The organism is Paenibacillus beijingensis (assembly GCF_000961095.1).
Taxonomy (GTDB): Bacteria; Bacillota; Bacilli; order Paenibacillales; family Paenibacillaceae; genus Paenibacillus_O; species Paenibacillus_O beijingensis.
The window spans coordinates 4,371,873-4,398,299 of sequence record NZ_CP011058.1; the positions used below are offsets into that span (position 1 = coordinate 4,371,873).

Genomic DNA, 26,427 nt, shown 5'->3' on the forward strand with positions numbered 1-26,427 from the left:
TACGGTGCTGCCGGAAACAGCAGGGCAAGTCGAAAATGGAATGAGAAGCGTAAGAAGAAGGCTGCTGCGGCAAGCTTAAGAGAAAAGAGGAGCGGGAGCGGATGATCAACGAAAAGCGCGCGATTATGGACGACACGGCGATACGCAGGGCCTTAACCCGCATCGCGCACGAAATTGTCGAGAAAAACAAAGGCATCGATAACTGCGTGCTGATCGGGATCCGTACCCGCGGCATCTATCTCGCAAGGCGTGTGGCGGACGGAATCCGCGACATCGAAGGCAAGCCGGTAACCGTCGGAGAGCTGGACATTACCGGCTACCGCGACGACCGGATGGAGGAGCGGTCCGGAGCGCCTGCAAACGCGCAAATCGGCGCCGTCATTACGGACGCCGCCGGGAAGCCGCTGCCGGTGCACGACAAACGGGTCATTTTGTTCGATGACGTGCTCTATACCGGACGGACGATCCGAGCGGCGATGGACGCGCTGATGGACCGTGGAAGACCGCAGTCGATTCAGCTCGCCGTTCTGGTCGACCGCGGACACCGCGAGCTTCCGATCCGGCCGGACTACGTAGGCAAAAATGTGCCGACTTCCAAGCAGGAAAAAATCGAAGTGTCGCTCAGCGAAGTGGACGGAGAAGACGACGTGACCATCACCCATTGACGGGACGAACGCCCATTATAAGGAGGCAAACAATAATGACGACCGTACAACTGAAACAAAAGAGCATGCTCGGTCTGAAGGATCTTGCCCGCGAGGAGATCGAAGCGATTTTAGCCCGCGCCGCATATTGGGAACAAGAGCCCAGCAAAGTAAATCCGGTACTGCAGGGCAAGTTCGTGGCGAACATGTTTTTTGAGAACAGCACCCGCACCCGCTTCTCGTTCGAGGTGGCGGAAAAGCGGCTGGGAGCCGAAGTGCTGAACTTCTCCGCGGCGGCCTCAAGCGTGCAAAAGGGCGAATCGATCTACGATACGGTACGGACGCTGGAGTCGATGGGAATCGACGCGGGCGTGATCCGGCTGAAACCGATCGGCGTGCTTGCGGAGTTGGCGGAGAAGATCAAAGTGCCTCTGATCAATGCCGGTGACGGCAACAACGAGCATCCGACGCAAGCGCTGCTTGACCTGTTTACGATGCGCAAACATTTTAACAGCCTACAGGGACTTAATGTGGCGATCGTCGGGGACGTCAAGCACAGCCGCGTCGCCCGCTCCAACTACTGGGGACTCAGCAAGCTGGGTGCGAACGTCAAGTTCTGCGCGCCGCCGAATATGAAAGCCGACGACCTCGACGTCCCGTACGTCACAATAGATGAAGCGCTAGGCGCCGACGTCGTCATGATGCTGCGGGTGCAGCTGGAGCGGCACGAGAGCGGGATGATCAAGTCCGCCGAAGATTACCGTACCCATTACGGGCTGACGGTGGAACGGGCGGCCAGAATCGGCAAGCATGCGATTATTATGCACCCTGCGCCGGTCAACCGGAATGTGGAAATTGACGACGAGCTGGTCGAGCATCCGCAGTCGAGAATTTTTGCGCAAATGCAGAACGGCGTGCCGATCCGCATGGCGGTCATCGAGCGGGCGCTGAACGGCTAACTTCGGCGGCTGGAACGGAAGAGATAATCGGGCTGAAGCCTTTCGTATAGGCAATACCGTAACATCGGCACACTAAACAGACTTGGGATCCTGCGGGATTCACGATAGGCACGACCGAAAGGAGTCATCACAGCATGTCATTGTGGATTGTAAACGGCATTGTATGGAATGAAGTATCCGGAGAAGCTGAGCGCAAGCATATTCGAATCGAAAACGGGCTGATCGCCGAACTGGCGGACGGAGACTCGAATCCCGATACGGCGGGAAGCGAAATCATCGACGCCGGCGGCAAGCTGGTCGCCCCGGGCCTCATCGATATGCACGTCCACCTGCGGGACCCGGGATTTGAATATAAGGAAGATATCGCAAGCGGCACGCGTTCCGCAGCCAAGGGCGGATTTACGACGATCGCGTGCATGCCCAACACCCGCCCGGTTACGGATAACCCGGATACGGTGAAATACATTTTGGACAAGGCGAAGACCGAAGGCATCGTGAAGGTGCTGCCCTATGCGGCGATTACGAAGAATGAGCTCGGCCGCGAGCTGACCGATTTTGCAGCGCTGAAGGAAGCCGGCGCGATCGGCTTTACCGATGACGGCGTAGGCGTCCAGAACGCACAAATGATGAAAAATGCGATGGCGCTCGCGCAATCGCTCGGCATGCCGGTCATCGCCCACTGCGAGGACGACAGTCTGGTCGAAGGCGCGGCGGTAACGGAAGGCAAGTTCGCCGAAACTCACGGGCTGAAAGGCATCCCGAACGAATCCGAAGCGATTCACGTCGGCCGCGATGTGCTGCTCGCCGAAGCGACGGGCGTTCATTACCACGTCTGCCACGTCAGCACAGAGCAGTCCGTACGGCTGATCCGTCTGGCCAAGTCGATCGGTGTGAACGTAACGGCTGAAGTTTGCCCGCACCATCTGGTGCTCTCCGACGAAGATATACCGGGCATGGACGCCAATTGGAAAATGAACCCTCCGCTGCGTACCCCGCGCGACGTGCAGGCCGTCATCGAAGGGCTTGAGGACGGCACGATCGACATCATCGTAACCGACCATGCGCCTCACAGTACGGAAGAGAAGGCGCGCGGCATGCAGCTTGCGCCGTTTGGCATCGTCGGCTTCGAGACCGCGTTCCCGCTGCTGTACACGAAATTCGTACGCACGGGCAAATGGACGCTCGGTTTTCTGCTGAAGCGGATGACGGAAGATCCGGCCCGCGTGTTCGGCTTGAAAGAAGGCAGCCTTGCAGCCGGGGCGCCCGCCGACATTACGATTATCAATTTAGAGGTTGAGCGCGAGGTGGATCCCGCTGCATTCGCATCCAAAGGCACCAACACCCCGTTCGGCGGATGGAAACTTTACGGATGGCCTGCTGCCACCCTGGTTGACGGCTCCGTCGTATGGTCTGAATAAACAGCCGGCGCACTTATTTACGAAGTGCACTGCTGACGCAAAAAATTAAGGAGTGATACGGATGCAAGCGAGACTTATTTTGGAAGACGGCACGGTTTTCACGGGTCAATCGTTCGGATCGGACGCGCAGAAAACAGGCGAAGTCGTTTTTAATACAGGAATTACCGGTTACCAGGAAGTATTGTCCGATCCGTCGTACTGTGGACAGATCGTCACGATGACGTACCCGCTGATCGGCAACTACGGCATTACGCGCGACGACTTCGAAACGGTGGCGCCGTTCATTCACGGCTTTGCGGTCCGCCGCCACGAGCCGGTGCCGAGCAATTGGCGCGCTGAATGCTCGATCGACTGGCTGCTGAAGGAGCATGGTATCCCAGGCATCAGCGACATCGATACGCGTATGCTTACCCGCAAGCTTCGCGCTTACGGCACGATGAAAGGCATTTTGACGACCGGCAACGCACGTGTTGAAGAGCTGCTCGAGCAGCTTGGCGCATCGCCGCTTATGACCGATCAGGTGCCGCGCACTTCGACGAAACATATTTTCACGAGCCCCGGCAACGGCGAGCGGATCGTACTCGTCGACTTCGGCGCGAAAAGCGGTATTTTGCGCGAGCTGACAAAGCGCGGCTGCGACGTTGTTGTCGTGCCGCACGATACGACTGCCGATCAAATCCGCCGCTTGAACCCGGACGGCATTCAGCTGTCCAACGGCCCTGGGGACCCGAAAGACGTGCCTCACGCGGTTAAAATGATCCAGGAGCTGCTCGGCGAATTCCCGATCTTCGGCATTTGCCTCGGCCATCAGCTGTTCGCGCTCGCTTGCGGGGCGGACACGACGAAGCTTAAATTCGGCCACCGCGGCGGCAATCATCCCGTGAAGGAGCTTGAATCCGGACGCTGCTACATTACGTCCCAGAACCACGGCTACACCGTGCTTGAGGAGTCAATCAAAGGGACGCCGCTGAACGTGACCCATATCAACAATAACGATAAAACGATCGAGGGCTTGAAACATAACCAGTACCCGGCCTTTTCAGTTCAGTACCATCCCGAAGCGGCGCCGGGCCCACATGACTCCAGTTACCTGTTTGACGAATTCCTGGAGCTGATCCGCACCCATCGCACGAACAATCCGAGCAAACCGCGTCAAGCCCAGCTTTCGGAAACGTTGAAAGGAGAACTGCAGTATGCCCAGAAATAATACGCTCAAAAAAATTCTCGTCATCGGATCCGGTCCGATCGTCATCGGACAAGCGGCTGAATTCGACTATGCCGGCACCCAGGCCTGCCAGGCGCTGAAAGAGGAAGGCTATGAGGTCGTCCTGATCAACAGCAATCCGGCCACCATTATGACCGATACGAACATGGCCGATAAAGTATATATCGAACCGATCACCCTCGATTTCGTGACTCAAATTATCCGCCAGGAGCGCCCGGACGGACTGCTGCCGACGCTCGGCGGACAGACCGGTCTCAACATGGCCGTCGAGCTGGCGCGCGCAGGCGTGCTGGAACGCGAGAACGTGAAGCTGCTCGGAACGCAGCTGACGGCAATTGAGAAAGCGGAAGACCGGGACCTGTTCCGCGATCTGATGCGCGAGCTGGAACAGCCGGTTCCGGAAAGCACGATCGTGACGACGGTCGAGGAAGCGGTCGACTTCGCGAAAGAAATCGGCTATCCGATCATCGTCCGTCCGGCGTATACGCTGGGCGGAACGGGCGGCGGCATCTGCGCTACGGAGGCCGAACTGCTGGAAACCGTTTCGGCCGGTATCCGGTACAGCCCGATCGGACAGTGCCTGATCGAGAAATCGATCGCGGGCATGAAAGAAGTGGAATATGAAGTGATGCGCGACAGCGCCGACAACTGCATCGTCGTATGTAATATGGAGAACTTCGATCCTGTCGGCGTTCATACCGGCGACAGCATCGTCGTGGCGCCGAGCCAGACTTTGTCCGATCGCGAATACCAAATGCTGCGCTCCGCGTCGCTGAAAATTATCCGCGCGCTGAACATCGAGGGCGGCTGTAACGTGCAGTTCGCGCTGGATCCGTTCAGCTTCCAATATTACGTCATCGAAGTTAACCCGCGGGTCAGCCGCTCTTCGGCGCTCGCATCCAAAGCGACCGGTTACCCGATCGCCAAGATGGCGGCCAAAATCGCCGTCGGCTACACGCTGGACGAAATCGTCAACCCGGTAACGGGCCAAACGTACGCATGCTTCGAGCCGACGCTGGACTATATCGTATCGAAAATTCCGCGCTGGCCGTTCGACAAATTCACTTCCGCCAACCGCAAGCTGGGCACCCAGATGAAAGCGACCGGCGAAGTGATGGCAATCGGCCGGACGTTTGAGGAATCGATTCATAAAGCGGTCCGCTCGCTGGAAATCGGCGCCCACCGCATCCATCTGCCGGAGGCGAAAGAGCTTTCGGACGAAGTGCTGCGCACGCGCCTGGCGAAGCCGGACGACGAGCGGATGTTCCTGATCGCCGAAGCGTTCCGCCGCGGCTATAAGCTGCAGGAAATTCAGGACATTACGAAAGTGGACTGGTGGTTCCTCGATAAAATCGAGTCGATCATCGCGTTCGAAGACGCGATCCGCCGCGAAACCGTCCTGAGCCGTGAAACGCTGTACCAAGCGAAACGCAAAGGCTTCTCCGACCGTTCGATCGCCGAGCTGCGCCGCGAAGGCGGACAGAAGACGTATACGGCCGATATGGAAATCCGCAAGCTGCGGATGGAGCTGGACATTAAACCGGTCTACAAAATGGTTGACACGTGCGCCGCCGAGTTCGAAGCTACGACGCCGTATTATTACTCGACCTATGAAGTCGAGAACGAAGTGACCGAAACGAACAAGGAGAAAGTGCTTGTGCTCGGCTCCGGTCCGATCCGGATCGGCCAAGGCATCGAGTTCGACTACTCGACCGTACATGCGGTGTGGGCGATTCAAAAAGCCGGCTATGAAGCCGTCATCATCAACAACAACCCGGAGACGGTATCGACCGACTTCAGCACTTCCGACCGTCTCTACTTCGAGCCGCTCTTCCTGGAAGACGTTCTGAACGTCATCGAGCAGGAGAAGCCGATCGGCGTCATCGTGCAGTTCGGAGGACAAACCGCGATCAATCTTGCGGCGCCGCTGTCCAAAGCGGGAGTGCGCATTCTCGGCTCCAGCCTCGAGAGCATCGACACGGCCGAGGACCGCAAAAAATTCGAAGCGCTGCTCCGCAGCCTGAACATCGCGCAGCCGGAAGGCAGCACGGTGACGAATGTGGAAGAAGCGGTTGTAACGGCGCAAAAACTCGGATACCCGGTACTGGTGCGGCCTTCTTACGTCCTTGGCGGACGTGCAATGGAGATCGTATACTCCGATGAGGAACTGCTCAGTTACATGAAGGAAGCGGTCAAAATCAATCCGGAGCATCCGGTTCTGATCGACCGCTACATGCTCGGCAAGGAAGCGGAAGTCGACGCGATTTGCGACGGCGAAACGGTTGTCATTCCGGGCATCATGGAGCATGTGGAACGCGCAGGCGTCCACTCCGGCGACTCGATCGCGGTATACCCGCCGCAGTCGCTGTCCGATGACATCAAGGCGCAAATTATCGACATTACGACGAAGATCGCCAAAGCGCTCAAAGTGGTCGGTCTGGTCAACATCCAGTTCGTCATCCATCAGGAGCAGGTTTACGTCATCGAGGTGAACCCGCGTTCCTCGCGTACGGTTCCGTTCCTCAGCAAAGTGACGAACCTGCCGATGGCCAACCTGGCGACGCAGGCGATTCTCGGAACGAAGCTGGCGAGCCTCGGCCATGTCGACGGCCTGTGGCCGGAAGACGAGTACGTGTCGGTGAAAGTGCCGGTCTTCTCCTTCGCCAAGCTCCGCCGCGTCGACCCGACGCTGACGCCGGAAATGAAATCGACCGGCGAAGTTATGGGACGCGATGTGCTGTACGCGAAGGCGCTGTACAAAGGGCTGATCGGAGCGGGCATGCGCATTCCGCAAACGGGCTCCATTATCGCTACCGTAGCGGATAAAGACAAAGAAGAAGCGACGGAGCTGCTGCGCGGATTTTACGCCATCGGCTACAAAATCATCGCGACAGGCGGTACGGCGGACGCCCTCGAGAAGGCGGGACTGCGCGTGAAACGGGTGAACAAGCTGAGCGAAGGCTCACCGAACATTCTCGACCTGATCCGCAGCGGCCAGGCGCAATTCGTCGTCAATACGCTGACGAAGGGCAAAACGCCGGAGCGCGACGGCTTCCGCATCCGCCGCGAAGCGGTCGAAAACGGCGTCGTCTGCATGACATCCCTTGACACGGTGCGCGCGCTGCTGAACATGCTGGAGACACTCAACTTCTCCTCGCGTGCGATGCCGGTGCTTAAATAAGAAGGTTTCTGATACGGTACGGCCAGGCGCCTATCGTACTGCAGCTCGATCGAAGGAGCTGACAGTACGGGGGCGGATGGCCGTATTCCATGACTGGAGGCGAATGAAAAATGGCGCAAACCGCAATTTCGCGCGAGGCGGCGGCCGGCAAAGTGATGGTCGCGCTCGATTATCCCGATGCGGCGGCGGCAGAGACGCTGCTGAAGCAGCTGGAAGGCATTCCGTGTTATATGAAAGTGGGCATGCAGCTGTTTTATGCGGCCGGTCCGGCTTTTGTGGGCCGATTGAAGGAGCGCGGCTACCGCGTTTTTCTCGACGTGAAGATGCACGACATTCCGAACACCGTCAAAGGCGGCGCAAACAGCGTGACGAAGCTCGGGGTCGACATGTTCAACGTCCATGCGGCCGGAGGCCGGTCGATGATGGAAGCGGCGCTGGAAGGCGTCGATGCCGCGCTGTCCGGCGGTTCTTCGCTGCAGCGGCCGACCGTCATTGCCGTTACGCAGCTGACGAGCACGAGCATGCAAGTACTTAACGAGGAGATCGGCATCGGCGGCACGGTGGCGGATGCCGTCGTCCGCTATGCGGGTTTGGCGAAGCAGGCGGGACTTGACGGCGTCGTCGCTTCCCCGCAGGAAGTCGTACTTATTAAAGAGGCGTGCGGAACGGAATTCCAAACGGTAACGCCGGGCATTCGGCCGGCCGGATCGGCCGTAGGCGATCAATCCCGGATTATGACGCCGGGAGAGGCGCTGCGCCAAGGCACGGACTTTATGGTGATCGGACGGCCGATTACGGCAGCCGGCGATCCCCGCCAGGCGCTTGAATCCATACTTGAGGAGCTGGTATCGAAATGAGTACGATTACGACTCAGCAGCTGCCGCGCGAAATCGCCGGCAAACTGCTTGACATTGAAGCGGTCGCACTGCGGCCGAGCGAGCCGTTCACCTGGACATCGGGACTGAAATCGCCGATCTACTGCGACAATCGGCTGACGATGTCGTATCCGGAAGTGCGCGAGCTGATTGCCGAAGGGTTCGCCGCACTCATCCGCGAGCAATACCCGGATGCGGAAGTGATTGCGGGCACGGCAACGGCCGGCATTCCCCATGCGGCCTGGGTGGCGCAAAAGCTGAACCTGCCGATGGTCTACATCCGCGATAAAGCGAAAGGCCACGGCAAGCAAAACCAGATTGAAGGCCGTGTACAGGCGGGACAAAAGGTGGTCGTCATCGAGGACCTGATCTCCACGGGCGGCAGCTCGCTGAAAGCGGCGCTCGCCGTGCGCGAGGCGGGTGCGACCGTCAGCGCAGTACTGGCCATTTTCTCCTATCAATTCCCGCAGGCGGGGCAAGCTTTTGCGGATGCGGGCATGCCGCTTGCAACGCTCTCTAATTACTCGGCGCTGATCGAAGTGGCGGCCCAGCGCGGCATCGTTCGCGAAGGAGAGATCGCTTCGCTTCAGGCTTGGCGGGAAGATCCGCAATCGTACGGCAAGTAGGATTAACATATTCCCCTTTATGGTAAACTTTGGGTCCGGCCGTTCATGGCAGCATGACGGCCGGACTTTTTTTAGCCGGAAAGAAATTTTACGATATCTCAACACCTGCAAATGTGCGTTTTTTTATCGAATAACAGTTGCCAATACCCTTTTGCGATGGTAATATGTAGCATCAAACGGAAGGGTTTCTAGGGATCCGAAGACTGCTGTTCACCCGGTTAATCCAAACTGGGGCGACAAGTGCGGCGGTCTGCTCGAACCGAGCGAAACCGGCGCGGCAACAAATTTGCACGCGATACACCGAAGGGATAAAAGACCTCGGCAAGTTCCGCCTATACAGGCGGCGCTTGCCGGTTTTTTTATTAGATCGGAAAGGATAACGTTTCATGTCTACCCTTCTGATCTTCCAGAGCAACTTTGTTCGCGGGATAAAGACGGCGAATATAAGTTTCTGCTGTCCTATCGGGGCGTCGCGCCGGCAATCGACAGAAGGGATGTGTGAGCGGTGGATGTTTTGCAGGTGGAAGGATTGACCAAACAGTTTCGCGTCAAGCGCAAACGGCCCGGCCTTGCGGGAAGCTTCGCTTCGCTGTTTAAGTCGCAGTGGGCGGAAAAAACGGCTGTCCAAGGCATTGACCTGAATGTGCGCGAAGGGGAAACGGTCGCGTTTCTCGGACCGAACGGCGCCGGCAAATCGACGACGATCAAAATGCTGACGGGCATTCTGTATCCGACGTCAGGCCATGCGCGGGTGCTTGGGCTTACGCCGTGGAAGGAAAGGCAAAAGCTCGCATTCGGGATCGGCACCGTGTTCGGCCAAAAGTCCCAGCTGTGGTACCATCTGCCGCCGCTCGATACTTTCGAGCTGATCAGCCGTATCTATGAGCTGGACCGCAAGGACTTTTTCCGGCGCCGCGACGATTTGATCGAACGCTTCTCGCTTGGCCGGCATTTGCAGACGCCGGTACGCAAGCTGTCGCTGGGCGAGCGGATGCGCTGCGAGATTGCGGCCTCTTTCCTGCACCGGCCGAAGCTGCTGTTTCTCGATGAGCCGACGATCGGACTCGACGTGCTTGTCAAGCAGCGCATCCGCGAGCTCATTGCGGAGCTGAACCGGGAGGAGGGTACAACCGTATTTCTCACTTCGCACGACTCCGGCGATATTGAGCGTCTTTGCCGGCGCGCCGTCGTCATTCACCATGGAGGCATCATTCTCGACGGTCCGGTGGAACGGCTGAAGCGCGAGGTGCTGCAGTATAAAACCGTTTCGCTTAAACTGGCGGAACCTGCTCCGGCGGAGCTGGAATTGCCCGGCGCCGACATTTTGTTTGCGGATGAGTATGAACTGCGGTTGTCGGTCGATTTGACGGTGACGGATATGGAGAAGGTGCTTGCGATTCTTGTCAGCCGGCTGCGGATTGCCGACGTGACGATCGAAGATCCGCCGATGGAGGAAATTATTAAACATATTTTCGCCCGCAAAAACGAAACGGAAGCGGGTATTCTCAGGACGGAAACTTAAAAGAGAATTCCCGGACGGAAGCTGAACATGAGAATTGCCGAGAAATAGCGGAAGTCGGGGATCAAGGCGTGAATGAAAGGGGCTGATCATGATGCTTCCAAGCACCCGGTATAGCTTAAGGCGGCAGACGGCGCTCAAGCTGGGCAAATATACGGCCGTCGGTAAAATCTCGCTCCGCCAGCAGTTTGCGTATGTGACCGATTTTCTGCTGCGCTCGCTGTTTTTGCTGCTGATCCTGTTCGTTTTTATGCAGCTGTGGCGGGCCGCTTATGCGGGAGTGGGCGCGGGTCACGGCACGATGGCGGGATTTTCGCTCAAGCAGATCATCTGGTATCTCGTCTTCACGGAGGCGGTGACGATGGCGTGTCCGCACCTGTGCCAGAAAATTGAGGACGAGGTGAAAAACGGCGACATTGCGGTCCGTCTGCTAACGCCGCTCTCCTATATCGGCTATCACTATTTCTCGTACATGGCCGAGGCGGCGCTGCGCTTTATCGTCAATCTCGCGATCGGCTCCGCCATCGGCTGGCTGCTTGTCGGGGCGCCTCAGCTCGGAGCGGGCTGGGCGGGAATGGCCGCGCTTGTTCTGGGGGCGCTCAGTCTCGCTTTTATCCTTAATATGACGATTGCACTGTGCGCCTTCTGGGTGGAGGAGACGCGCGGATTGGAATTTGTGCTGCAGAAGCTGCAGTTTACGGTTGGCGGTATGCTCATCCCGCTCGATTTGATGCCTTACTGGCTGCAGCGGGTATGCGCGTGGCTCCCTTTTCGCGCGGTACTGTACTTCCCGGCCCGGATAGGAGTTGCGTTCGATGCCCGGCTGCTGGCCGAGTTTGCGGCGATTCAGGCAGCCTGGATCGGAGCGCTTGCGGCATTTGTCGTCTGGTTGTACCGGAAAGGGGTGCGAAAGCTGAATGTCAACGGCGGGTAACCGGGTTAAGACGGCGCGGTCGCCGTCAAAGGGCAATCGTAAAAAAGGAAGCCTCTTCACGGGCACGATACCTTTTCTGCTCACATGCTGGAAGGTGAATCTGGCCGGGGCGATGGAGTTCAGAATGAGCTTTTTCATGACGGCCGGTATGATGTTTTTGAACAATATGATCTGGATGTTTTTTTGGAGTCTGTTTTTCAACCGTTTCCCGACGGTTAACGGCTGGCAGCTGCAGGATGTCATGCTGATGTGGGCGGTCGGGACGGCCGGTTTCGGCTGGACCAGCGTCCTGCTCGGCAATTACAACCGGATCGCCGCCATTGCCGCCTCCGGGCAGCTCGACGTTTACTTGACCCAGCCGAAGCCGGTGCTGCTCCATGTTCTGGCCAGCCGTATGTCGCTGACGGCAATCGGAGACTTTCTGTTCGGACTTTGCATCTATGCTTTTGTGGGCGATTTTTCTCCCGGAGGTTTGCTCAGGTTCGCGCTGGGAGTGCTCATTGCCGGACTGATCTTTCTGTTTTTCAACTTGGGGGCCGGCTCGCTCGCCTTTTACATCGGCAATGCCGAAGGGCTGTCGTTCCAGCTGTTCAACAGTTTTATTATGCTGACGACGTATCCGACCGATATATTCAAAGGATTCGCCCGTATCATTTTGTTCACGGCCGTTCCCGCAGGATTTATCAGCTACATGCCGATCGGTCTGCTGCGGGGGGCGCAGCCGGGTTTCGTATACGGCTCGTTAATCGCCCTCATCTTTTTGGCGGTATCGTCGCTTTTGCTTTTTCACCGGGGACTTAGGCGCTACAGCTCGGGCAATTTGACGGGGATGAGAAGCGGGTAGGATGCGGTCCTCAACATGCGCGTTATCGACGCTTGTCTGATGTCCGCCGAGCAGCGCGTACGGGTGGAACTGTAACTTTTGATCATGAAGCAAGGGAGTAGAAAATAATTTTTTGTTGTCTTATATGGATATTTTTCCATATTTAGATTGTCCTTCAAAGACCGCTTCTAAGATGTCTTTCTTTGACATCCGTATTCTACCATATTTTCTAAATAACGAAGCTGTTCCAAATAATGTTGCAGACTTGGCAGATCTCATTCAACCAGCTGATTTCAATGCTTCAACAGGCTGTTAAACTGAAAGTTTGGCTGCAGGTTATAGAAGGCAAGAGCCTTATCGGCATAGTACGTAACGCTCGGGTGGCTGTCAAACCACAAAACGTGACGGGAGGAAAGAAAAATTTTTAGAAATTATCCAGATTTAGGCGTAACCTTTTTGAGGGCTAATTCGTCTAACTTGTATGAGAATTATGAGAAAGTGATGCAGGGGGATGCAAGCCGTTTTTAAGGAACAGAAAAAAAAGCGACTGACCGTGCAAGTTTAACGCTTTCGATCGATAAGGAGGGAATTCATATACGAATGGGCTTGTTTAAAAAATCGGGAGCCGCTGCCAAAGCCGGTTTGGAGCAACTGCCCGGAAGTTCCGGAGCCGAGCCTTCTCCGCCTGCAGCGGGATTAAGCAGCCCCGCAACCGGAACTGAAGCAGGTCGGACGGATACTCACCGCAGTGGGGAAGCGGCTTATGCCGGCGAAGCAGTTGAACCTGTCTCGGAAGCCGGGGCCAATCCTCTATTAACCGTAAGCGGGGTAGAGCGGACCTTTCAGGTCGGCGGCGCACCGCTGCATGTGCTGAAAGGAATTGATATGGAGGTTGCCCCCCGAAGCCTTGTTATGCTGCGGGGCCGTTCCGGCTCGGGCAAGACGACGCTGCTCAATATGCTGGGCGGGCTGGACAGGCCGAGCAAGGGGGAAATTTGGTTCAACGGGCAGCCGGTGCATCAAATGTCCGACAATGAGCGGACGGTTCTGCGCCGCGAGCAGATGGGCTTTATTTTCCAGGCATTCGCGCTTATGCCGCTGCTGTCGGCCTGGGAAAATGTCGAGCTCTCGCTGCGTATGGCGGGCACGCCGCGCAGGGAGTGGAAGGAGCGGGTCGCCCGCTGCCTGGAGCTGGTCGGACTGGAGAAGCGGATGAAGCACCGCCCGTTCGAGCTGTCCGGCGGGGAGCAGCAGCGTGTGGCCATCGCCAAGGCGATTGCGCACCGTCCGATGCTGCTGCTTGCGGACGAACCGACGGCGGAGCTGGATTCGCAGATGTCCGCTCAAATCATGTCCGTTTTCCGGACGATCATCAAGACGGAGAAAGTTACAATTTGTATGACGACTCACGATCCTACGATTTTGGAGGTTGCCGATCATGTCTACGAAATGGTGGACGGGAAATTTATGTAAAGCTGCCGCAGCCGTTTCGCTCAGCGTTTCGCTGCTTGTCGCAGGCGGTTGCTCGCTGCTGCCGAAAGAACAGCAGGAGGAGGTTCTCCCTGAAATTACGCCGCCTACGATATCGAAGAAACCCGAGTACGAGGTGACAACCGCAACGCTGGAAACGAAAGTGCAGGCGGTCGGCAAGCTCATTTCCCTGAAAGAAGAAACGCTGTACTATACGCTCGACGGCAAAAGATTAAAGAACTTATACATAACGCCCGGTCAAAAAGTGCAGGCCGGGCAAGTAATTGCCGAACTTGACGTCGAGGATATGACGAAAAACCTGCGGAACCAGAAGCTGCAGTTCCGCAAGGATGAAACGGCGATGAAAGAAACGCTGGCGAAGCGCGATTCGATGGATCCGGTCGAATTCGAGGAGGCGAGGATTGCCTTTGAAGAAAAAAGGCAGGCGATAACGGATCTGGAAGCCGAAATCGCCAAAGCGACGCTGAAGGCGCCTTTCTCCGGCACGATCGTGCAGCTGAATGTACAAAAAGGCGATGCGGTCAAAGCTTACGATCCCGTCTGCATCGTAGCCGATACGGCGCAGCTCGTTCCGGCCGCCAAGTTCACGCAGGACGATCTGGCACAAGTGGCCGCCGGCATGCCGGTAGTCGTGGAGATCAACAACGCCGGCCAGTTCAGAGGCAAAGTGAAGCAGCTGCCGGTTGTAACGGCAAACGATAACAACGGCAACGGCGGAAATGGGGGGAACGGCGGGAACGGAAACGGAGGCGGCAATGTGGAGCGCCCGCAGGATTTCCTGCTGGCGCAGCTGGATAAACCGCTGCAGAACGCCAGCCGCGGAACGCCGCTTTCCATCAGCATTATTACGAAGCGGAAAGAAAACGCGATTGTTATTCCGCTTTCCGCCTTGCGTACGCTCGGTTCACGCAACTATGTGCAGGTGGCGGAGGGAGAAGCCAAGCGCGAAGTCGATGTCGAAGTCGGACAGCAGACGGCCACCCAGGTCGAAATACTGAACGGGCTTACCCCAGGGCAGAAAGTGGTGGGTCGATAGCTTATGCAAATACCGCTTCTACGATTTTTGTTCCGCAAAATGTGGAATACGCGCTGGCTGACGCTCAGCTCGCTGGCGGGACTGATTTTCGCGGTTGCGTTCGCTGTCAGCATACCGATGTACGCCGACGGCGCTTTAAAGCGCGTCGTTGCCCAGTCGCTGCAGGATAAAAGCGAAGGGCTTCCGGCGGGTTCGCTGCTTATGAGATACCAGTCGCCGGGCGGCGCCAAGACGGATTTGGAATCGCTTGGGAAAGTGAACGATTATATTCGTAACGACGTCCCGAAGTCGATCGGATTTCCTTACGAAACCGCCATGCGCAGCTATGCGATCCGCAGCACGGAAATTGTGCCGGAAGACCCGACAAAGGTAGATGCCAGCATTGTGCGCCAGTTTTCGCTGATCACAATGTCCGATCTGGATGATAAGGCGGAGCTGACCCAGGGGCGCTGGTACACCGACTCCGCCGGAGACGCCGGCATGCTCGAGGCGGTCGTGCTTGAAGAAGCGCTGTACCGCAGCGAAATGCACATTGGCGATGTATTCGAATATCCGGTATACGGCGGTCTCGACTTAACGCTGAAGGTGAAAATCGTCGGGGCATACAAGCCGAAAAACGCAGCCGACCCGTACTGGTATCAAGGGCTGGAAGGACTTATGGGCTCATTTGCCGTCAGCGAGCAGGCATTTTCGCAGCGGCTGCTTGAAGAAAGCGGGATTCCGCTGCATACGGCGGGTTGGTATTACGCGTTTGATCTGAGCAATATTCAGACGAGTCAGCTTTCGCCGCTTTCCAGAACGCTGGAGCGGCTCAACATCGAATTGTATCAGCGGCTGAAGGACACGCGGGTGGAAATTTCGTTCTCGTCCACGTTGTCCGATTTCCGCAAGATGAGCGTTCAACTGCAGACGCTGCTGTTTACGCTGGCCGCACCGATGATCGCGATGGTGTTTTACTTTATCGCGATGAACGCGCGGCAGTCGCTCGACAAGCAGCGCAGCGACATTGCCGTGCTGCGCAGCCGGGGCGCGGGAACACGGCAAATTATCGGACTCTATTTCATCGAAAGCTTGCTGCTCGGCGGGGCGGCATTCGTTGCCGGTCCGCTGCTCGGCTGGTTTATGGCGAAGAGCATCGGGTCGGCCAACGGCTTTCTGGCGTTCGTGGACCGCAAGTCGATTCCGGTCGGGTTTTCCACCGATGCGATCATTGCCGGCTGCGCCGCCGTCCTGCTTGCCATTTTGGCAACGGTCATTCCGGCAATCATTTACGCGCGCTCGTCGATCGTCGGCTACAAGCAGCAGCTTGCGCGTTCCGACCGGGCGCCGCTGTGGCAGCGCTGGTTTCTCGATGTGCTGCTCATCGCCCTGTGCGGGTATGGGTGGTATCTGTTCAACGACCGGCAAATGCTCACCTTTCAAACGGGACTGACGACCGACCAGCTGAATGTGCAGCCGTTTCTGTTTTTTGTGCCGGCACTGACCATTTTCTCGTTCGGACTGTTCTTTTTGCGGATTTTTCCGTGGCTGCTCAAGCTGATTAACTGGGCGTTGAAGAACGTGTTGCCCGTTCCGCTCTACTTGACGCTGACGCAGCTGTCCCGCTCATCCAAAGGCTATTATCCGCTTATGATTTTGCTCATTTTGACGCTGGGGCTCGGCATTTACAACGCTTCGGCGGCCCGGACGATCGATTTGAACTCGACCGAGAGGACGCTGTACAAGTACGGGACTGACGTCGTGATGCAAACCGTCTGGGAAGGCACAACGGAGTTTGTGAACACGGGCGGCAACGGAAACGGCGGAAATGGAGCCGGCGGCGGGGGGAACGGAGGCGGCGGCAACGGCGGTTCGGGCAGCGGAGGCGGAGGCTCCGGCGGCAGCGGCGGTCCGGGCGGCGGATCCGGCGGCAACGGGGGAGGCGGAGGCCAGATTCCTTCGCGCATTACATACTCCGAACCGCCGTTTGAAATCTTCCGGACGCTCGACGGCGTAGAAGCGGCTGCACGCGTGCTGCAGACGAAAGGAAGCATCGTCGTCTCCGGCAAGTCGATCGGGCAAGGGACGCTCATGGGGATCGACAACGTCGATTTTGCCAAAGTGGCCTGGTTCCGCAGTGATTTGTACCCGGTCCATCCGTTCCACTATTTGAACTTTCTCGGCAAATACGAGCAGGGGGCGCTCATTCCGTCGGGGGTGGCGGACCGATATCAGCTGAAAGTGGGCGACGTCGTTTCGGTCGGGGTATCGGATGGCATGATCGATTTTGTCGTGGTCGGTATTTTGCCGTATTGGCCGTCTCAATATCCGGATAAATCGCCGTTTGTGATCGCCAACCTGGATTACATTTACGATCAGGTACCGCTCATTCCTTACGACGTGTGGCTGAAGATGAAGCCGGAGTCCAAAGTGGCTCCGCTCATTACGGCGCTGCAGGCAAAAGGCATCGAGTTGGCGTCGGTAGAAGACGTCCGTTCCGCGCTCATTACGCAGAGCAAGCTGCCTACGCGCGGCGGAATATTCGGCATACTCAGCCTCGGTTTTCTCGTCTCCGTTATCGTCACACTGACCGGCTACATTCTGTTCTGGTTTTTTAACCTGTCGGGACGGGTCGTGCAGTTCGGGGTGCTGCGGGCGATGGGGCTGTCGCGCCGGCAGCTGACGGGAATGCTGCTGCTGGAACAAATATTTACGGCAGGATTATCGATCGTGCTCGGCGTAGTGATCGGCAAGCTGACCAGTCTGCTGTTCCTGCCCTTCCTGCAGACGACTGACAATATGACCGGGAACATTCCGCCGTTCAGAGTCGTATTCGATTCCCAGGACACGACGCAGCTGTATGCAGTGGTCGGTTTCATGATGATGACCGGAGCGGTGCTGCTGTTCCTGCATATCCGCAGACTGCGTGTCCATCAGGCTGTAAAAATGGGAGAGGAGCGATAAAGCGGGATGATCCAATGCGAAGGACTTGTGAAAATTTACAAAACCGACGATTTGGAGGTCGTTGCACTGCAGGGCTTGAATTTGCACGTGCGCGAAGGAGAGCTGATGGCCATTATCGGCAACAGCGGCAGCGGCAAATCGACGCTGCTGAACATTTTGGGCGGTCTCGACCGTCCTTCCGCCGGCCAAGTTCAAGTCGGTCCTTGGGATCTGCTCAAGATTACCGAAGACCAGCTCGTGCAGTATAAGCGGCAAACCGTCGGTTTTATATGGCAGAATAACGCCCGCAACCTGCTGCCTTACCTGTCCGCGCTCGAAAATGTCGAGATGCCGATGATGCTCTCCGGCAAGACGGACCGCGCCTACGCCAAGCAGCTGCTGGAGTGGGTCGGTCTGAAGGAGCGGATGCACAACAAGCTGCACCAGCTCTCCGGCGGAGAGCAGCAGCGCGTGGCCATCGCCATCTCGCTCTCCAACCGGCCGCAAATGCTGCTTGCCGATGAACCGACGGGATCGGTCGATTCGCGGACGGCGGATATGATTATGGATATTTTCCGGCGTCTGAACCGCGAGCTCGGCCTGACAATCGTTATCGTCACGCACGATCTGTCGCTGGCAGGCAAGGTTGACCGGGTTATCGCCATCCGCGACGGTTTGACGAGCACGGAATTCATTAAGCGGAACCCGAATCTGGATGAAGCGGGCGATGGCTTTGCGGGAGCGGTAAGCCCGCAGGAGGCGCATGAGGTTTATGTTGTTGTAGACCGCGCAGGGCGGCTGCAAATTCCGAAAGAATACCTGACCGCACTGAATATTAAAGATAAAGCGACGATGGACTTCGACGGCGAGCGGATTATTATAACGCCGCCTAAATCATTGGAGGGGTAAACAGATGGTTAACCGGATTTTTTCTACTTTTTTGACTCGCAGAACGGCAGCGGCCGGTCTCGCCCTGGTCATGGCCGGTACGCTGCTCAGCGCCTGCAGCGGCAGCGGGAACAGCACGGCGGAGCGGCACGTTCTCCGCATCGGCATGGTGTACGGCTCTGACGATAGCGAATCTTATTTCCGCCAGCAGTTTACGGACACGTTCGAATATACGCATCCGAACATCGATTTGGAAATCGTGTCCGCCGTCAACTACAACGATCAAATGTTTAATCAGCCGTCAGACGGCACGCCAGCGAAGCAGCCGGATCCGTACGAGAAATTGAAAGAGCTGCTCACCGGCACAAATCCGGTCGATGTGATCGTGTTTGATTACAATTTACTGCAAAGGATGACGCGGGATAACTTGCTGAAGCAGCTGGATCCGCTGATCGCCCAAGACAAATTCGATCTGTCCGACTATGTGCCGACCGTGATCGACGGGATCAAAGATGCCGGCGATAACAATATTTACGCCCTGACGCCGACGTTCAGCGGCTCCGCTCTGTTCTATAACAAGAAAATTTTCCAGGATGCGGGCGTAACTCCGCCGACGGACGGCATGCAGTGGCCGGAAGTGTTCAACCTGGCCCGCCAGATGACGAAAGGAAGCGGAGAAAACAAAATCTTCGGTTTCGCCTTCAATCGCTGGTCTTCGGACGGGTACTCTGATACCCAGCAATATGCCGCCCCGCTGCAGCTGAAAATGTATGACGATAAAGGCGAGACGATGCTCGTCGATACGCCGAAGTGGAACAATGTGTGGACGACAATCGCCGGCCTGTACAAAGATAAAATCGTTCCGGGCTTCGAAGATGTCAACAAGATTAACGAGTCGCTGCAGAAAGCGATGGGCGGCACAAACGGCAATTATTACAATCCGTTCCAGGGCGATCTGTTCATCACCGGTCATCAGGCGATGGTCATCGCCGATTACGGTTATATTAATCAGCTGAAACTGGCGAAGGACAACAGCTCCAAAATCAAAGGCTTTACCGTCCCCGACTGGGATGTCGTCACGGTACCGACCCACAGCGAGGCCCCCGGCATCGGCATGAGCAGCTATTTGGGCCAGTTGATGGGAATCAACAGCAAAGCGCTTAACAGCGACGACGCTTGGGAATTCATCAAGTTTCTGAACAGCAAGGAATGGGCGAAGCTGAAATCGCGCAGCATGTACGAAATTCCGGCACGCAAGGAATTTATTAAACCTATTGACGGAATGACGTACAACATTCAAGCGTTCTATTCGCTGAAGCCTATCCCGCCGGCTTCGATGGAATTGGAAAATATCGGGCGTGAAAAACCGGGCATTTACCAGATTTACAGCATCGGATCGGAACTGTTCCAGCAGGTCGTTCAGGGCAATAAAACGGTCGATCAGGCGCTCAAGGAATTTTCCACCCGCGGCAACACCCTTCTGCAAAAGCTGAAGACGAATCCGAACGGCGATATGGGCGGTCCAGCAGAAGGCGGAGGAGTCTCTACGGAAGCGACGGAAGCGACCAAAGGATAACGGATTGTTTTGATACCTTCATTGCAAGCTTGCGGAGCCTGCAGGCGGGCTTATAGAGCCGCTGCGGGCTTTTTGCGTGTCTTTCTTCGCTTATGATACTTATTTTTCCTGTAAACCGGGCATTCTAGAGGATGAGGGGGTGCAGAGCATGTTGAACTGGGTCTATTGGGTTCGTTTGTACGACAGCAAGTTTCAAGCGGGATGCCTGGTGAAGCGGATGGAGAACGACTGGTGGGTGTACGGATACGATTGTCCGAAGGAAATCGAAGTTTTTCGTTCGCGCAAAGGAAAGTACGGGGTAAGGTTTCTTCCTTGATTTTTTGTAATCTAGGGTTGACTTACCCTTTCCCAATATTGTATATTTACTCTTGTCGCCAATTGAGATCGTCTTATTTCGTTGGTAATATCGCGGGGTGGAGCAGTCCGGTAGCTCGTCGGGCTCATAACCCGAAGGCCGCAGGTTCAAATCCTGCCCCCGCAACCAATTTTCGTCATAATTGTTTTAGAGGGCCCTTAGCTCAGTTGGTTAGAGCGGTCGGCTCATAACCGATTGGTCGGGGGTTCGAGTCCCTCAGGGCCCACCATTTTTCACTTATGACAATCCAGTTAACGCCGGCTCTATCCGCGCTTCTCGTGTTTGAGAGCGGTAGATCCGGCGTTTATTCATTTCAGCTTTTTTAGCAAAAAATTATGATTGACACCTAGTATTAAGACATGATATTATATTCCTCGTTGACACGCGAAATCGTGTCATTACTCGAAGTGATTTTACACATGCCGGGGTGGCGGAATCGGCAGACGCACAGGACTTAAAATCCTGGGGTGGGTGACCACCGTACGGGTTCAAGTCCCGTCCTCGGCACCATTTGATTTTTTCAAAGTTGCACATAAAGATTTACTCGTATTATGCCATACATACTGAAATAAATTCTGTGCGGTAATTTAACTAAATAGAACTCATTGAAGCAACTCCCCTTACTTAAAAAAGTGAAGGGGTTTTGTGCTTCCTAGAACGAGATTCGTATTTTCATCCACTAATCACTATCCTAGCAGCATAACACTTACAAGTGCGATCAGCGCAGGAAGCCCTTGAACAACTAGAATTGACTTTTTAGCCGTCATTCCTCCAAAAATAGCTGCGCAAAGAACACAAATGAGAAAAAACAATTGAAGATGTTTAGCCACTGCTGGTTCCGGATAGAACAAGCTCCAAATCAGCCCCGCAGCTAAAAATCCATTATATAATCCTTGATTGGCGGCTAATAACTTTGAAGCTTCTGCAATTTCTTGTGTATTACCGAAAGTTTTTAGTCCTTTAGGCTTTGTCCATAAAAACATTTCTAAGTATAAAATATAGATATGCTCTAATGCCACTATGCCGACTAATATCGAACTAATCATCTTTTACAGCACCTCACTGGAATAAATTATTGGATTCACTAGATTTAACTATGGATATTTGAATTATGAACTCTTTCCATATTCTAAAGCAAGTTCTTTTTGCGATATATGATACTCGTTCAATAGGGTACACAGAATTAGGCCCTGATTAAAAAACAACCCTCCGCCGCGGCGTCTGAACGAGAGACGCTGCAGCAGAGGGTTCAGCTAAAGGCTCTTAGCAGCGCTTGCCGTCGTTTTTCCCGCTGTCGTGCTTCTTCGTATCATCGGCCAGCTTATCGCCGAATTGATCCAGCCGGGAAGGGGCTGCCGCCGGTCCGTCATTATCGGGCTTGTTGTTGCGTCCGGACATTGTTATCACCTCCGGAGATGTAGGATGCACAGCGGGGAGGCATTGTATTCGAAACCCGGTTGAATTTGCATCGGCATCCTAAACGGCACAAAAATAAGGAGCGGAATCGCTCCTTATTTCGTTTGTGCCGTATCGGCTGCAATCAGGCCTTCAAGATCGATCTGGCTTGTAATCTGGTCCGTAAATTTGTCGAGACAGTTGCAGTAGTAATCTCTGCGGCAAATCGGACAAGGAGTCGTTTGCAGGCGGTTGACCGTTGCTTCCTTGTTATTGTAAAATACCCGGCATTGGCTGCCGTCGCGGAGCTTCACAAGCACCTGGTACAAACCGGTCTTTGCGTTGCTGCCAACGAGCTTGGAATCAACTACAATCGGGCGGAAAGCCATGAGATTCACCCCTATCTTTCTGGATTTGTGGTAACATTGGCTTGATTCATCTTAATGGTTTGGACGGTCGTTGTCAACTTAAAGCGGGCAGCGGGGGAATGAATGTTATTAAGGATTTCGTACGATCAGGAAAGGGAGAGCAGAAATGACAGCCATTTTTCATAACGATTGGGGAGCTGTACTCGACAATGAGTTGAAAGAGCCTTATTACCGGGAGCTTCGCTCCGTATTGGCGGACAAATACCGGACGCGAACCGTTTATCCGGATATGCACCATATTTTTAACGCGCTGCATTACACTTCATTAGCCGATACGAAGATCGTTATTCTCGGTCAAGACCCGTATCATGGCCCGCGTCAGGCGCACGGTCTGAGCTTCTCGGTCCAGCCGGGGGTGAAAATTCCGCCTTCGCTGCAAAACATTTTCAAAGAACTGCGGGAAGATATCGGCTGTCCGATACCGGGCAGCGGCGATTTGACCGCATGGGCGAAAAGAGGCGTGCTGCTGCTGAATACGGTGCTTACGGTAGAAGCCGGGGCGGCCGCGTCGCATCAAGGAATCGGCTGGGAACAATTCACAGACCGCATCATCTCGGTTTTGAACGAGCGGAAGGAGCCTGTCGTGTTTATTTTGTGGGGCAAGCATGCTCAGGAAAAAGCGGCGTTCATTGACAAGTCCCGGCATTGCGTCATCGCTTCGCCGCATCCGAGTCCGTTTGCCGCGCACCGCGGTTTCTTCGGCAGCCGGCCGTTCTCGCGCGCCAACGCTTTTCTGCGCAGTATCGGCAGGGAGGAAATACAGTGGTGCCTTTCGTCATCCAGTGCGGTTCTGCAGGGGGACGAAACGGACAACGGTCAGGCATCGGGTATCGGATGAACGGGCCCGCCGTCAGCAAGAAACGTCCGCAGCGGTGGCTGACGAAAGCGTCAGGCTACTTGACCGGCTATACGCACACGCTCAATCCGTACAGCGGCTGCACGTTCAGCTGCTCCTACTGCTATGTCCGGCGGATGCCGATTGCACTGTTTCGCGGTGAAGACTGGGGCAGCTGGCTCGATGTGAAAGAACTGGACGAAGAGGCGTTCGCCGGGGAATGGAACCGCGAGTCGGACAAGCGGGAGCTGACGGTATTCATGGCGTCGGCCACCGATCCTTATCAGCCGGCGGAGTTCCGCTATGAGGTGACCCGCCGGCTGCTGAAGTCGATGGCGGCAAGACCGCCCGCGTTTTTGCTCTTGCAGACGAGAAGCCCGCTTGTGCTGCGCGATCTCGATGTGCTGAGCGTGCTGGGCAGCCGGCTGCGCGTCAGCATGACGATCGAAACGGACGACGAGCGGATGCGCAAGGCGATTACGCCTTACGCCCCTCCGCTGGCGGCCCGCTGGCGGGCGCTCCGTGAGCTGCGCAGCGCCGGAATCGCCGTGCAGGCGGCCGTAGCCCCGCTGCTGCCGCATTCGCCCGGCTTCGCCGCCAAACTGGCGGAAGCGGCCGGGAGGATCGTCGTCGACGATTATTTCCGCGGCGACGGCAGCGGAGGACGCCGCACCGAGCAGTTGCGAATCGGCGAGCTGTACCGGCAGCTCGGATTGGAAGCGCAATATTCCCCGGATACTGCAGACCGGTTCTGCGAACGGTTCCGCCATGAATATCCGGAAGTGCGGCTGCTGACGGGTGCGGACGGATTTATGCCTTAGTAGAACGATCCTGAAAAACGTTACCGTTACGTTGTTCTTAGATGCTAACGGAAGCAGTGGACGTTATTCAGCTCATTTTGTTCGATATGAATATCTAACGGAAGTATAGGACCTTATTTCGGTTTTTCTGTTAAAAATATACCAATTTAAATCGATTAAGAGCTGTCAGTTCCGTTAGATATCCAAAACGGAGTGAGAAGACAAACGTCCGGAAAGAAGCCGTTTGAAGCACGGTTTCTTTCCGGACGTTTATGATGCATTAGTAAAAAAATACAACGAAGTTCAAGTTTCAAGCGTCCTTTTATTTCACCGCAAACTTGGGATCGCGAATAAAGTCAGCGAAAGCTGTTTCTCGCTTATGAGGCGTTGGAAGATACGGCTCCGCTGGCGCCGGAACTGCCGCCGGTGCTGGAGCTGCCGCTGGCCAGCACGGGTGTGTAGGCGGCATCCGCATACGTGACGGCTTTAACTTCCGTTATCACCTGCGCGTAGAACTTGCCCGGATCCGGATAAACCGGCTCAACCGCAATGATCGCTTTGCTTCCTTCGAAGACGATCGAAGCGATACGGAGTCCGTAACCGGGGTTAGGCGCCTGAGCGGTGACGGTAATTTTGTTTATGCCGTCGCCGGCTTTTTCGACAGACAGCTTGAGTTCGGTAAGCGGCCCGGCAGGCGGATTCGAGGGCGGCTCCTGCGACTCCATTTGTTCCACAAATTCGATCGCGTTATACAGCCATCCGGCCGCGTCGCTGCGGGTGATGGTCTTCTTCGGGAAGAAGGCCGAATCTTTGCCAAGCTTCACAATTTTGGAAACGATCAGCTTCTGAATGCTTTCCATATAAGCAGGATTGATTTGTTTTTCGTCCTTCAGCAGGATGAAAATTTGAGGATATACCCATTCGCCTTTCGCAGAAACGGCTTTGAACAGCGCGTCTGCGAACTGCTCGCGTGTCATCGCGGCATCGGGATCGACATCCTTGGGCAGTCCAAGCCCTTTAACCGCGGCAATAATAAATGCATCGGCATACCAGGCGTTATTGTCCAGTCCCGGATAGTAGTCCGTCACCTTCGGTTCTTTAATGAAGCGGATATTATCCAGGTTGAGGTCCAGCCCTTTGACGATCATTGCGATGCCTCTTGCATACGAAACTTTTCCGCCGGGATTGAATGCGCCGCCGCCGGTCCCGTTCACAATTCCTCTTTTCTTTAAGCTCTCAATTTTGTCTGCGTTAGGATCCTGCTTCGTATCCGTGAATGCCCAAGCGGCTTGCAAAGGGAGAAGCAGCGCTAATAGAGCGGTAAGGCACAACAGCAGGAACGGTTTTCCAAGTTTCACATTCAATTTCAACCACCTCCGGTAAAATAAGCTGCAGCTGTAATCGTAGACGCAGATTATTTGCAGAAGGTTGCAGCACCGAAGGCAGCGCCCCGCAGTCAAGGACGGATCGTGACACGCGTCCCGATCGGGACAAGACGCGACAGCTCCAGCACATCGGCATTATACAAGCGGATGCATCCGCGCGAGACGGCTCTGCCGATGCTGGACGGATCGTTTGTGCCGTGAATGCCGTAGTGCGGCTTCGAAAGCCCCATCCACATCGCGCCGTAAGGGCCGCCTGGGTTCGGGTGCTTGTTGACGATCGTGAATTCGCCGCTCGGCGTTTGGGTCAGCATTTTGCCGATTGCAATCGGGAAAGAGCGTGTAACGGTATTGCCGTCAAGCAGATATAAAGCCCGGTCGGACAAGTCCACGATAATCCGGTAATTCGGCATTACAAATCCCCTCCGTTACCCAGCTTATGCGCTGCGGAACCCGAAGGGGATGGAATGAGCGGAACCGGCCCGTATATTTATTTGATTGTTCCGCAGGCGATGCGGCCGCCTGAATTGCCTGCAGGGTCTGTGACGTAATCGTCGGCTTTCTCATGAATAACGAGCGCGGTTCCGCCTTCGTGGAATAAGGAATTCGGTATCCCTTTCATCAGCGTTGCCGTTTTGCTCATCAAATCGGCCTTTACCGTCCCGTCCTTGCCGACTTCAATGTTCAGCAAATCGCCGGCGTGAAACCCTTTCGGGTTGTTGAAGCCGTGTTCTTTATGATAAGGGTTGAAATGCTCTCCCGCGGATGTGAAATCGGGTCCTTCGCATTTGCCGATGGTATGGAAGTGAATGCCGTGCGTTCCGGGAGGGAGGTGCGCCGCTTCAACGTGAATATGTACACCTTCGGGATAACCGGTAAGCCGGGCGTTCCCGATTTTTTTCCCCTCGCCGTTTATGATCGTCACGTTTGTTTCCTGAGGAGCCGAATTGGAAAAAGCCTCTTGTGCCGCGCATGTGCCGATGACAAAGGCTCCAAGCAGCATGAAGCCCGATATTGCCCATTTTTTCATGTTCATTATTCCTCCCGACAGCTAAGTTTCGATCCCAAAAGAAAGTTTGTGCTACTTTTGGAAAAAAAACACGCCCTGAATTGAA

At 55.5% G+C, this 26,427-nt stretch carries 24 protein-coding genes and 3 tRNA genes; 21 read left to right on the forward strand and 6 right to left on the reverse strand.

Annotated features, from left to right (window positions below):
* Positions 1 to 101: 101 nt before the first annotated feature.
* The 19 genes from pyrR to VN24_RS19790 all read left to right on the forward strand — a co-directional run bounded on the left by pyrR (position 102) and on the right by VN24_RS19790 (position 20,982).
* Positions 102 to 665 carry a bifunctional pyr operon transcriptional regulator/uracil phosphoribosyltransferase PyrR gene (gene pyrR / locus VN24_RS19705; RefSeq protein WP_045671815.1) on the forward strand — a complete coding sequence of 188 codons (564 nt, stop codon included), beginning with the start codon at positions 102 to 104 and terminating at the stop codon, positions 663 to 665.
* Between the two features lie 35 nt (positions 666 to 700).
* Positions 701 to 1,603 (forward strand): aspartate carbamoyltransferase catalytic subunit, encoded by a 903-nt coding sequence (locus VN24_RS19710; RefSeq protein WP_045671816.1) that lies wholly within the window; start codon positions 701 to 703, stop codon positions 1,601 to 1,603.
* Between the two features lie 134 nt (positions 1,604 to 1,737).
* Positions 1,738 to 3,021, forward strand: a complete 1,284-nt coding sequence (locus VN24_RS19715) for a dihydroorotase (protein ID WP_045671817.1) — start codon at positions 1,738 to 1,740, stop codon at positions 3,019 to 3,021.
* Between the two features lie 61 nt (positions 3,022 to 3,082).
* A complete protein-coding gene (locus tag VN24_RS19720; protein ID WP_045671818.1) occupies positions 3,083 to 4,228 on the forward strand; it encodes a carbamoyl phosphate synthase small subunit in 1,146 nt (381 codons plus the stop codon).
* Positions 4,215 to 7,427: a carbamoyl-phosphate synthase large subunit gene (carB, locus tag VN24_RS19725; protein ID WP_045671819.1), complete on the forward strand. Its 3,213-nt coding sequence runs from the start codon at positions 4,215 to 4,217 to the stop codon at positions 7,425 to 7,427. Before VN24_RS19720 ends, carB begins: the two co-directional genes overlap by 14 nt.
* A 110-nt stretch (positions 7,428 to 7,537) precedes the next feature.
* Complete coding sequence (gene pyrF, locus VN24_RS19730; protein WP_045671820.1) at positions 7,538 to 8,284, forward strand: orotidine-5'-phosphate decarboxylase; 747 nt, start codon at positions 7,538 to 7,540, stop codon at positions 8,282 to 8,284.
* Complete coding sequence (gene pyrE, locus VN24_RS19735; RefSeq protein WP_045671821.1) at positions 8,281 to 8,928, forward strand: orotate phosphoribosyltransferase; 648 nt, start codon at positions 8,281 to 8,283, stop codon at positions 8,926 to 8,928. Before pyrF ends, pyrE begins: the two co-directional genes overlap by 4 nt.
* Before the next feature lie 505 nt (positions 8,929 to 9,433).
* The gene (locus tag VN24_RS19740; protein ID WP_045671822.1) at positions 9,434 to 10,450 is read left to right on the forward strand and encodes an ABC transporter ATP-binding protein; all 1,017 of its coding nucleotides are present in this window, start codon (positions 9,434 to 9,436) and stop codon (positions 10,448 to 10,450) included.
* Positions 10,451 to 10,538: 88 nt separating this feature from the next.
* Positions 10,539 to 11,381 carry an ABC transporter permease gene (locus VN24_RS19745; protein ID WP_238590734.1) on the forward strand — a complete coding sequence of 281 codons (843 nt, stop codon included), beginning with the start codon at positions 10,539 to 10,541 and terminating at the stop codon, positions 11,379 to 11,381.
* A complete protein-coding gene (locus tag VN24_RS19750; RefSeq protein ID WP_082083940.1) occupies positions 11,365 to 12,225 on the forward strand; it encodes an ABC transporter permease in 861 nt (286 codons plus the stop codon). Before VN24_RS19745 ends, VN24_RS19750 begins: the two co-directional genes overlap by 17 nt.
* Before the next feature lie 579 nt (positions 12,226 to 12,804).
* Positions 12,805 to 13,677, forward strand: coding sequence for an ABC transporter ATP-binding protein (locus tag VN24_RS19755; RefSeq protein ID WP_238590735.1), 873 nt, complete (start codon positions 12,805 to 12,807; stop codon positions 13,675 to 13,677).
* Positions 13,643 to 14,731: an efflux RND transporter periplasmic adaptor subunit gene (locus tag VN24_RS19760; RefSeq protein WP_045671823.1), complete on the forward strand. Its 1,089-nt coding sequence runs from the start codon at positions 13,643 to 13,645 to the stop codon at positions 14,729 to 14,731. The genes VN24_RS19755 and VN24_RS19760 overlap by 35 nt, the downstream gene beginning before the upstream one ends.
* Before the next feature lie 3 nt (positions 14,732 to 14,734).
* Positions 14,735 to 17,674 (forward strand): ABC transporter permease, encoded by a 2,940-nt coding sequence (locus tag VN24_RS19765; protein WP_045671824.1) that lies wholly within the window; start codon positions 14,735 to 14,737, stop codon positions 17,672 to 17,674.
* A gap of 6 nt (positions 17,675 to 17,680) precedes the next feature.
* Complete coding sequence (locus VN24_RS19770) at positions 17,681 to 18,562, forward strand: ATP-binding cassette domain-containing protein (protein WP_045671825.1); 882 nt, start codon at positions 17,681 to 17,683, stop codon at positions 18,560 to 18,562.
* Between the two features lie 4 nt (positions 18,563 to 18,566).
* Complete coding sequence (locus tag VN24_RS19775; RefSeq protein WP_045671826.1) at positions 18,567 to 20,117, forward strand: ABC transporter substrate-binding protein; 1,551 nt, start codon at positions 18,567 to 18,569, stop codon at positions 20,115 to 20,117.
* 148 nt (positions 20,118 to 20,265) lie between these two features.
* On the forward strand, positions 20,266 to 20,433 hold the full coding sequence (locus tag VN24_RS27735) for a hypothetical protein (protein ID WP_158453691.1): 168 nt from the start codon (positions 20,266 to 20,268) through the stop codon (positions 20,431 to 20,433).
* Positions 20,434 to 20,524: 91 nt separating this feature from the next.
* Positions 20,525 to 20,601: transfer RNA gene (locus VN24_RS19780), tRNA-Met, on the forward strand.
* 23 nt (positions 20,602 to 20,624) lie between these two features.
* Positions 20,625 to 20,701: transfer RNA gene (locus VN24_RS19785), tRNA-Ile, on the forward strand.
* Between the two features lie 192 nt (positions 20,702 to 20,893).
* A tRNA-Leu gene (locus VN24_RS19790) sits at positions 20,894 to 20,982 on the forward strand.
* Positions 20,983 to 21,158: 176 nt separating this feature from the next.
* Here VN24_RS19790 and VN24_RS19795 read toward each other — a convergent pair.
* The 3 genes from VN24_RS19795 to VN24_RS19800 all read right to left on the reverse strand — a co-directional run bounded on the left by VN24_RS19795 (position 21,159) and on the right by VN24_RS19800 (position 22,256).
* A complete protein-coding gene (locus tag VN24_RS19795; protein ID WP_045671827.1) occupies positions 21,159 to 21,518 on the reverse strand; it encodes a DUF1304 domain-containing protein in 360 nt (119 codons plus the stop codon).
* Between the two features lie 217 nt (positions 21,519 to 21,735).
* Positions 21,736 to 21,870: a hypothetical protein gene (locus tag VN24_RS28485; protein ID WP_274520393.1), complete on the reverse strand. Its 135-nt coding sequence runs from the start codon at positions 21,868 to 21,870 to the stop codon at positions 21,736 to 21,738.
* 113 nt (positions 21,871 to 21,983) lie between these two features.
* Positions 21,984 to 22,256, reverse strand: coding sequence for a hypothetical protein (locus VN24_RS19800; RefSeq protein ID WP_045671828.1), 273 nt, complete (start codon positions 22,254 to 22,256; stop codon positions 21,984 to 21,986).
* A 145-nt stretch (positions 22,257 to 22,401) separates the two neighbouring features.
* On the opposite strand from VN24_RS19800, the gene VN24_RS19805 reads away from it, so the two are divergent.
* On the forward strand, positions 22,402 to 23,133 hold the full coding sequence (locus VN24_RS19805) for a uracil-DNA glycosylase (RefSeq protein WP_045671829.1): 732 nt from the start codon (positions 22,402 to 22,404) through the stop codon (positions 23,131 to 23,133).
* Positions 23,130 to 23,951: an SPL family radical SAM protein gene (locus VN24_RS19810; protein ID WP_045671830.1), complete on the forward strand. Its 822-nt coding sequence runs from the start codon at positions 23,130 to 23,132 to the stop codon at positions 23,949 to 23,951. Before VN24_RS19805 ends, VN24_RS19810 begins: the two co-directional genes overlap by 4 nt.
* Before the next feature lie 356 nt (positions 23,952 to 24,307).
* Here VN24_RS19810 and VN24_RS19815 read toward each other — a convergent pair whose 3' ends face one another.
* The 3 genes from VN24_RS19815 to VN24_RS19825 form a co-directional block, all read right to left on the reverse strand.
* Positions 24,308 to 25,288: an S-layer homology domain-containing protein gene (locus VN24_RS19815; protein WP_052703217.1), complete on the reverse strand. Its 981-nt coding sequence runs from the start codon at positions 25,286 to 25,288 to the stop codon at positions 24,308 to 24,310.
* Positions 25,289 to 25,386: 98 nt separating this feature from the next.
* Complete coding sequence (locus tag VN24_RS19820) at positions 25,387 to 25,725, reverse strand: L,D-transpeptidase (protein WP_045671831.1); 339 nt, start codon at positions 25,723 to 25,725, stop codon at positions 25,387 to 25,389.
* A 77-nt stretch (positions 25,726 to 25,802) separates the two neighbouring features.
* Positions 25,803 to 26,342, reverse strand: a complete 540-nt coding sequence (locus tag VN24_RS19825) for a superoxide dismutase family protein (protein ID WP_045671832.1) — start codon at positions 26,340 to 26,342, stop codon at positions 25,803 to 25,805.
* Positions 26,343 to 26,427 lie beyond the last annotated feature (85 nt).

Bases quoted from the DNA above. Each gene is read 5' to 3' on its own strand.
- pyrR (WP_045671815.1), top strand. From the start codon at position 102: ATGATCAACGAAAAGCGCGCGATTATGGACGACACGGCGATACGCAGG.
- VN24_RS19710 (WP_045671816.1), top strand. From the start codon at position 701: ATGACGACCGTACAACTGAAACAAAAGAGCATGCTCGGTCTGAAGGAT.
- VN24_RS19715 (WP_045671817.1), top strand. From the start codon at position 1,738: ATGTCATTGTGGATTGTAAACGGCATTGTATGGAATGAAGTATCCGGA.
- VN24_RS19720 (WP_045671818.1), top strand. From the start codon at position 3,083: ATGCAAGCGAGACTTATTTTGGAAGACGGCACGGTTTTCACGGGTCAA.
- carB (WP_045671819.1), top strand. From the start codon at position 4,215: ATGCCCAGAAATAATACGCTCAAAAAAATTCTCGTCATCGGATCCGGT.
- pyrF (WP_045671820.1), top strand. From the start codon at position 7,538: ATGGCGCAAACCGCAATTTCGCGCGAGGCGGCGGCCGGCAAAGTGATG.
- pyrE (WP_045671821.1), top strand. From the start codon at position 8,281: ATGAGTACGATTACGACTCAGCAGCTGCCGCGCGAAATCGCCGGCAAA.
- VN24_RS19745 (WP_238590734.1), top strand. From the start codon at position 10,539: ATGATGCTTCCAAGCACCCGGTATAGCTTAAGGCGGCAGACGGCGCTC.
- VN24_RS19750 (WP_082083940.1), top strand. From the start codon at position 11,365: ATGTCAACGGCGGGTAACCGGGTTAAGACGGCGCGGTCGCCGTCAAAG.
- VN24_RS19755 (WP_238590735.1), top strand. From the start codon at position 12,805: ATGGGCTTGTTTAAAAAATCGGGAGCCGCTGCCAAAGCCGGTTTGGAG.
- VN24_RS19760 (WP_045671823.1), top strand. From the start codon at position 13,643: ATGTCTACGAAATGGTGGACGGGAAATTTATGTAAAGCTGCCGCAGCC.
- VN24_RS19765 (WP_045671824.1), top strand. From the start codon at position 14,735: ATGCAAATACCGCTTCTACGATTTTTGTTCCGCAAAATGTGGAATACG.
- VN24_RS19770 (WP_045671825.1), top strand. From the start codon at position 17,681: ATGATCCAATGCGAAGGACTTGTGAAAATTTACAAAACCGACGATTTG.
- VN24_RS19775 (WP_045671826.1), top strand. From the start codon at position 18,567: ATGGTTAACCGGATTTTTTCTACTTTTTTGACTCGCAGAACGGCAGCG.
- VN24_RS27735 (WP_158453691.1), top strand. From the start codon at position 20,266: ATGTTGAACTGGGTCTATTGGGTTCGTTTGTACGACAGCAAGTTTCAA.
- VN24_RS19795 (WP_045671827.1), bottom strand. From the start codon at position 21,518: ATGATTAGTTCGATATTAGTCGGCATAGTGGCATTAGAGCATATCTAT.
- VN24_RS28485 (WP_274520393.1), bottom strand. From the start codon at position 21,870: ATGTCCGGACGCAACAACAAGCCCGATAATGACGGACCGGCGGCAGCC.
- VN24_RS19800 (WP_045671828.1), bottom strand. From the start codon at position 22,256: ATGGCTTTCCGCCCGATTGTAGTTGATTCCAAGCTCGTTGGCAGCAAC.
- VN24_RS19805 (WP_045671829.1), top strand. From the start codon at position 22,402: ATGACAGCCATTTTTCATAACGATTGGGGAGCTGTACTCGACAATGAG.
- VN24_RS19810 (WP_045671830.1), top strand. From the start codon at position 23,130: ATGAACGGGCCCGCCGTCAGCAAGAAACGTCCGCAGCGGTGGCTGACG.
- VN24_RS19820 (WP_045671831.1), bottom strand. From the start codon at position 25,725: ATGCCGAATTACCGGATTATCGTGGACTTGTCCGACCGGGCTTTATAT.
- VN24_RS19825 (WP_045671832.1), bottom strand. From the start codon at position 26,342: ATGAAAAAATGGGCAATATCGGGCTTCATGCTGCTTGGAGCCTTTGTC.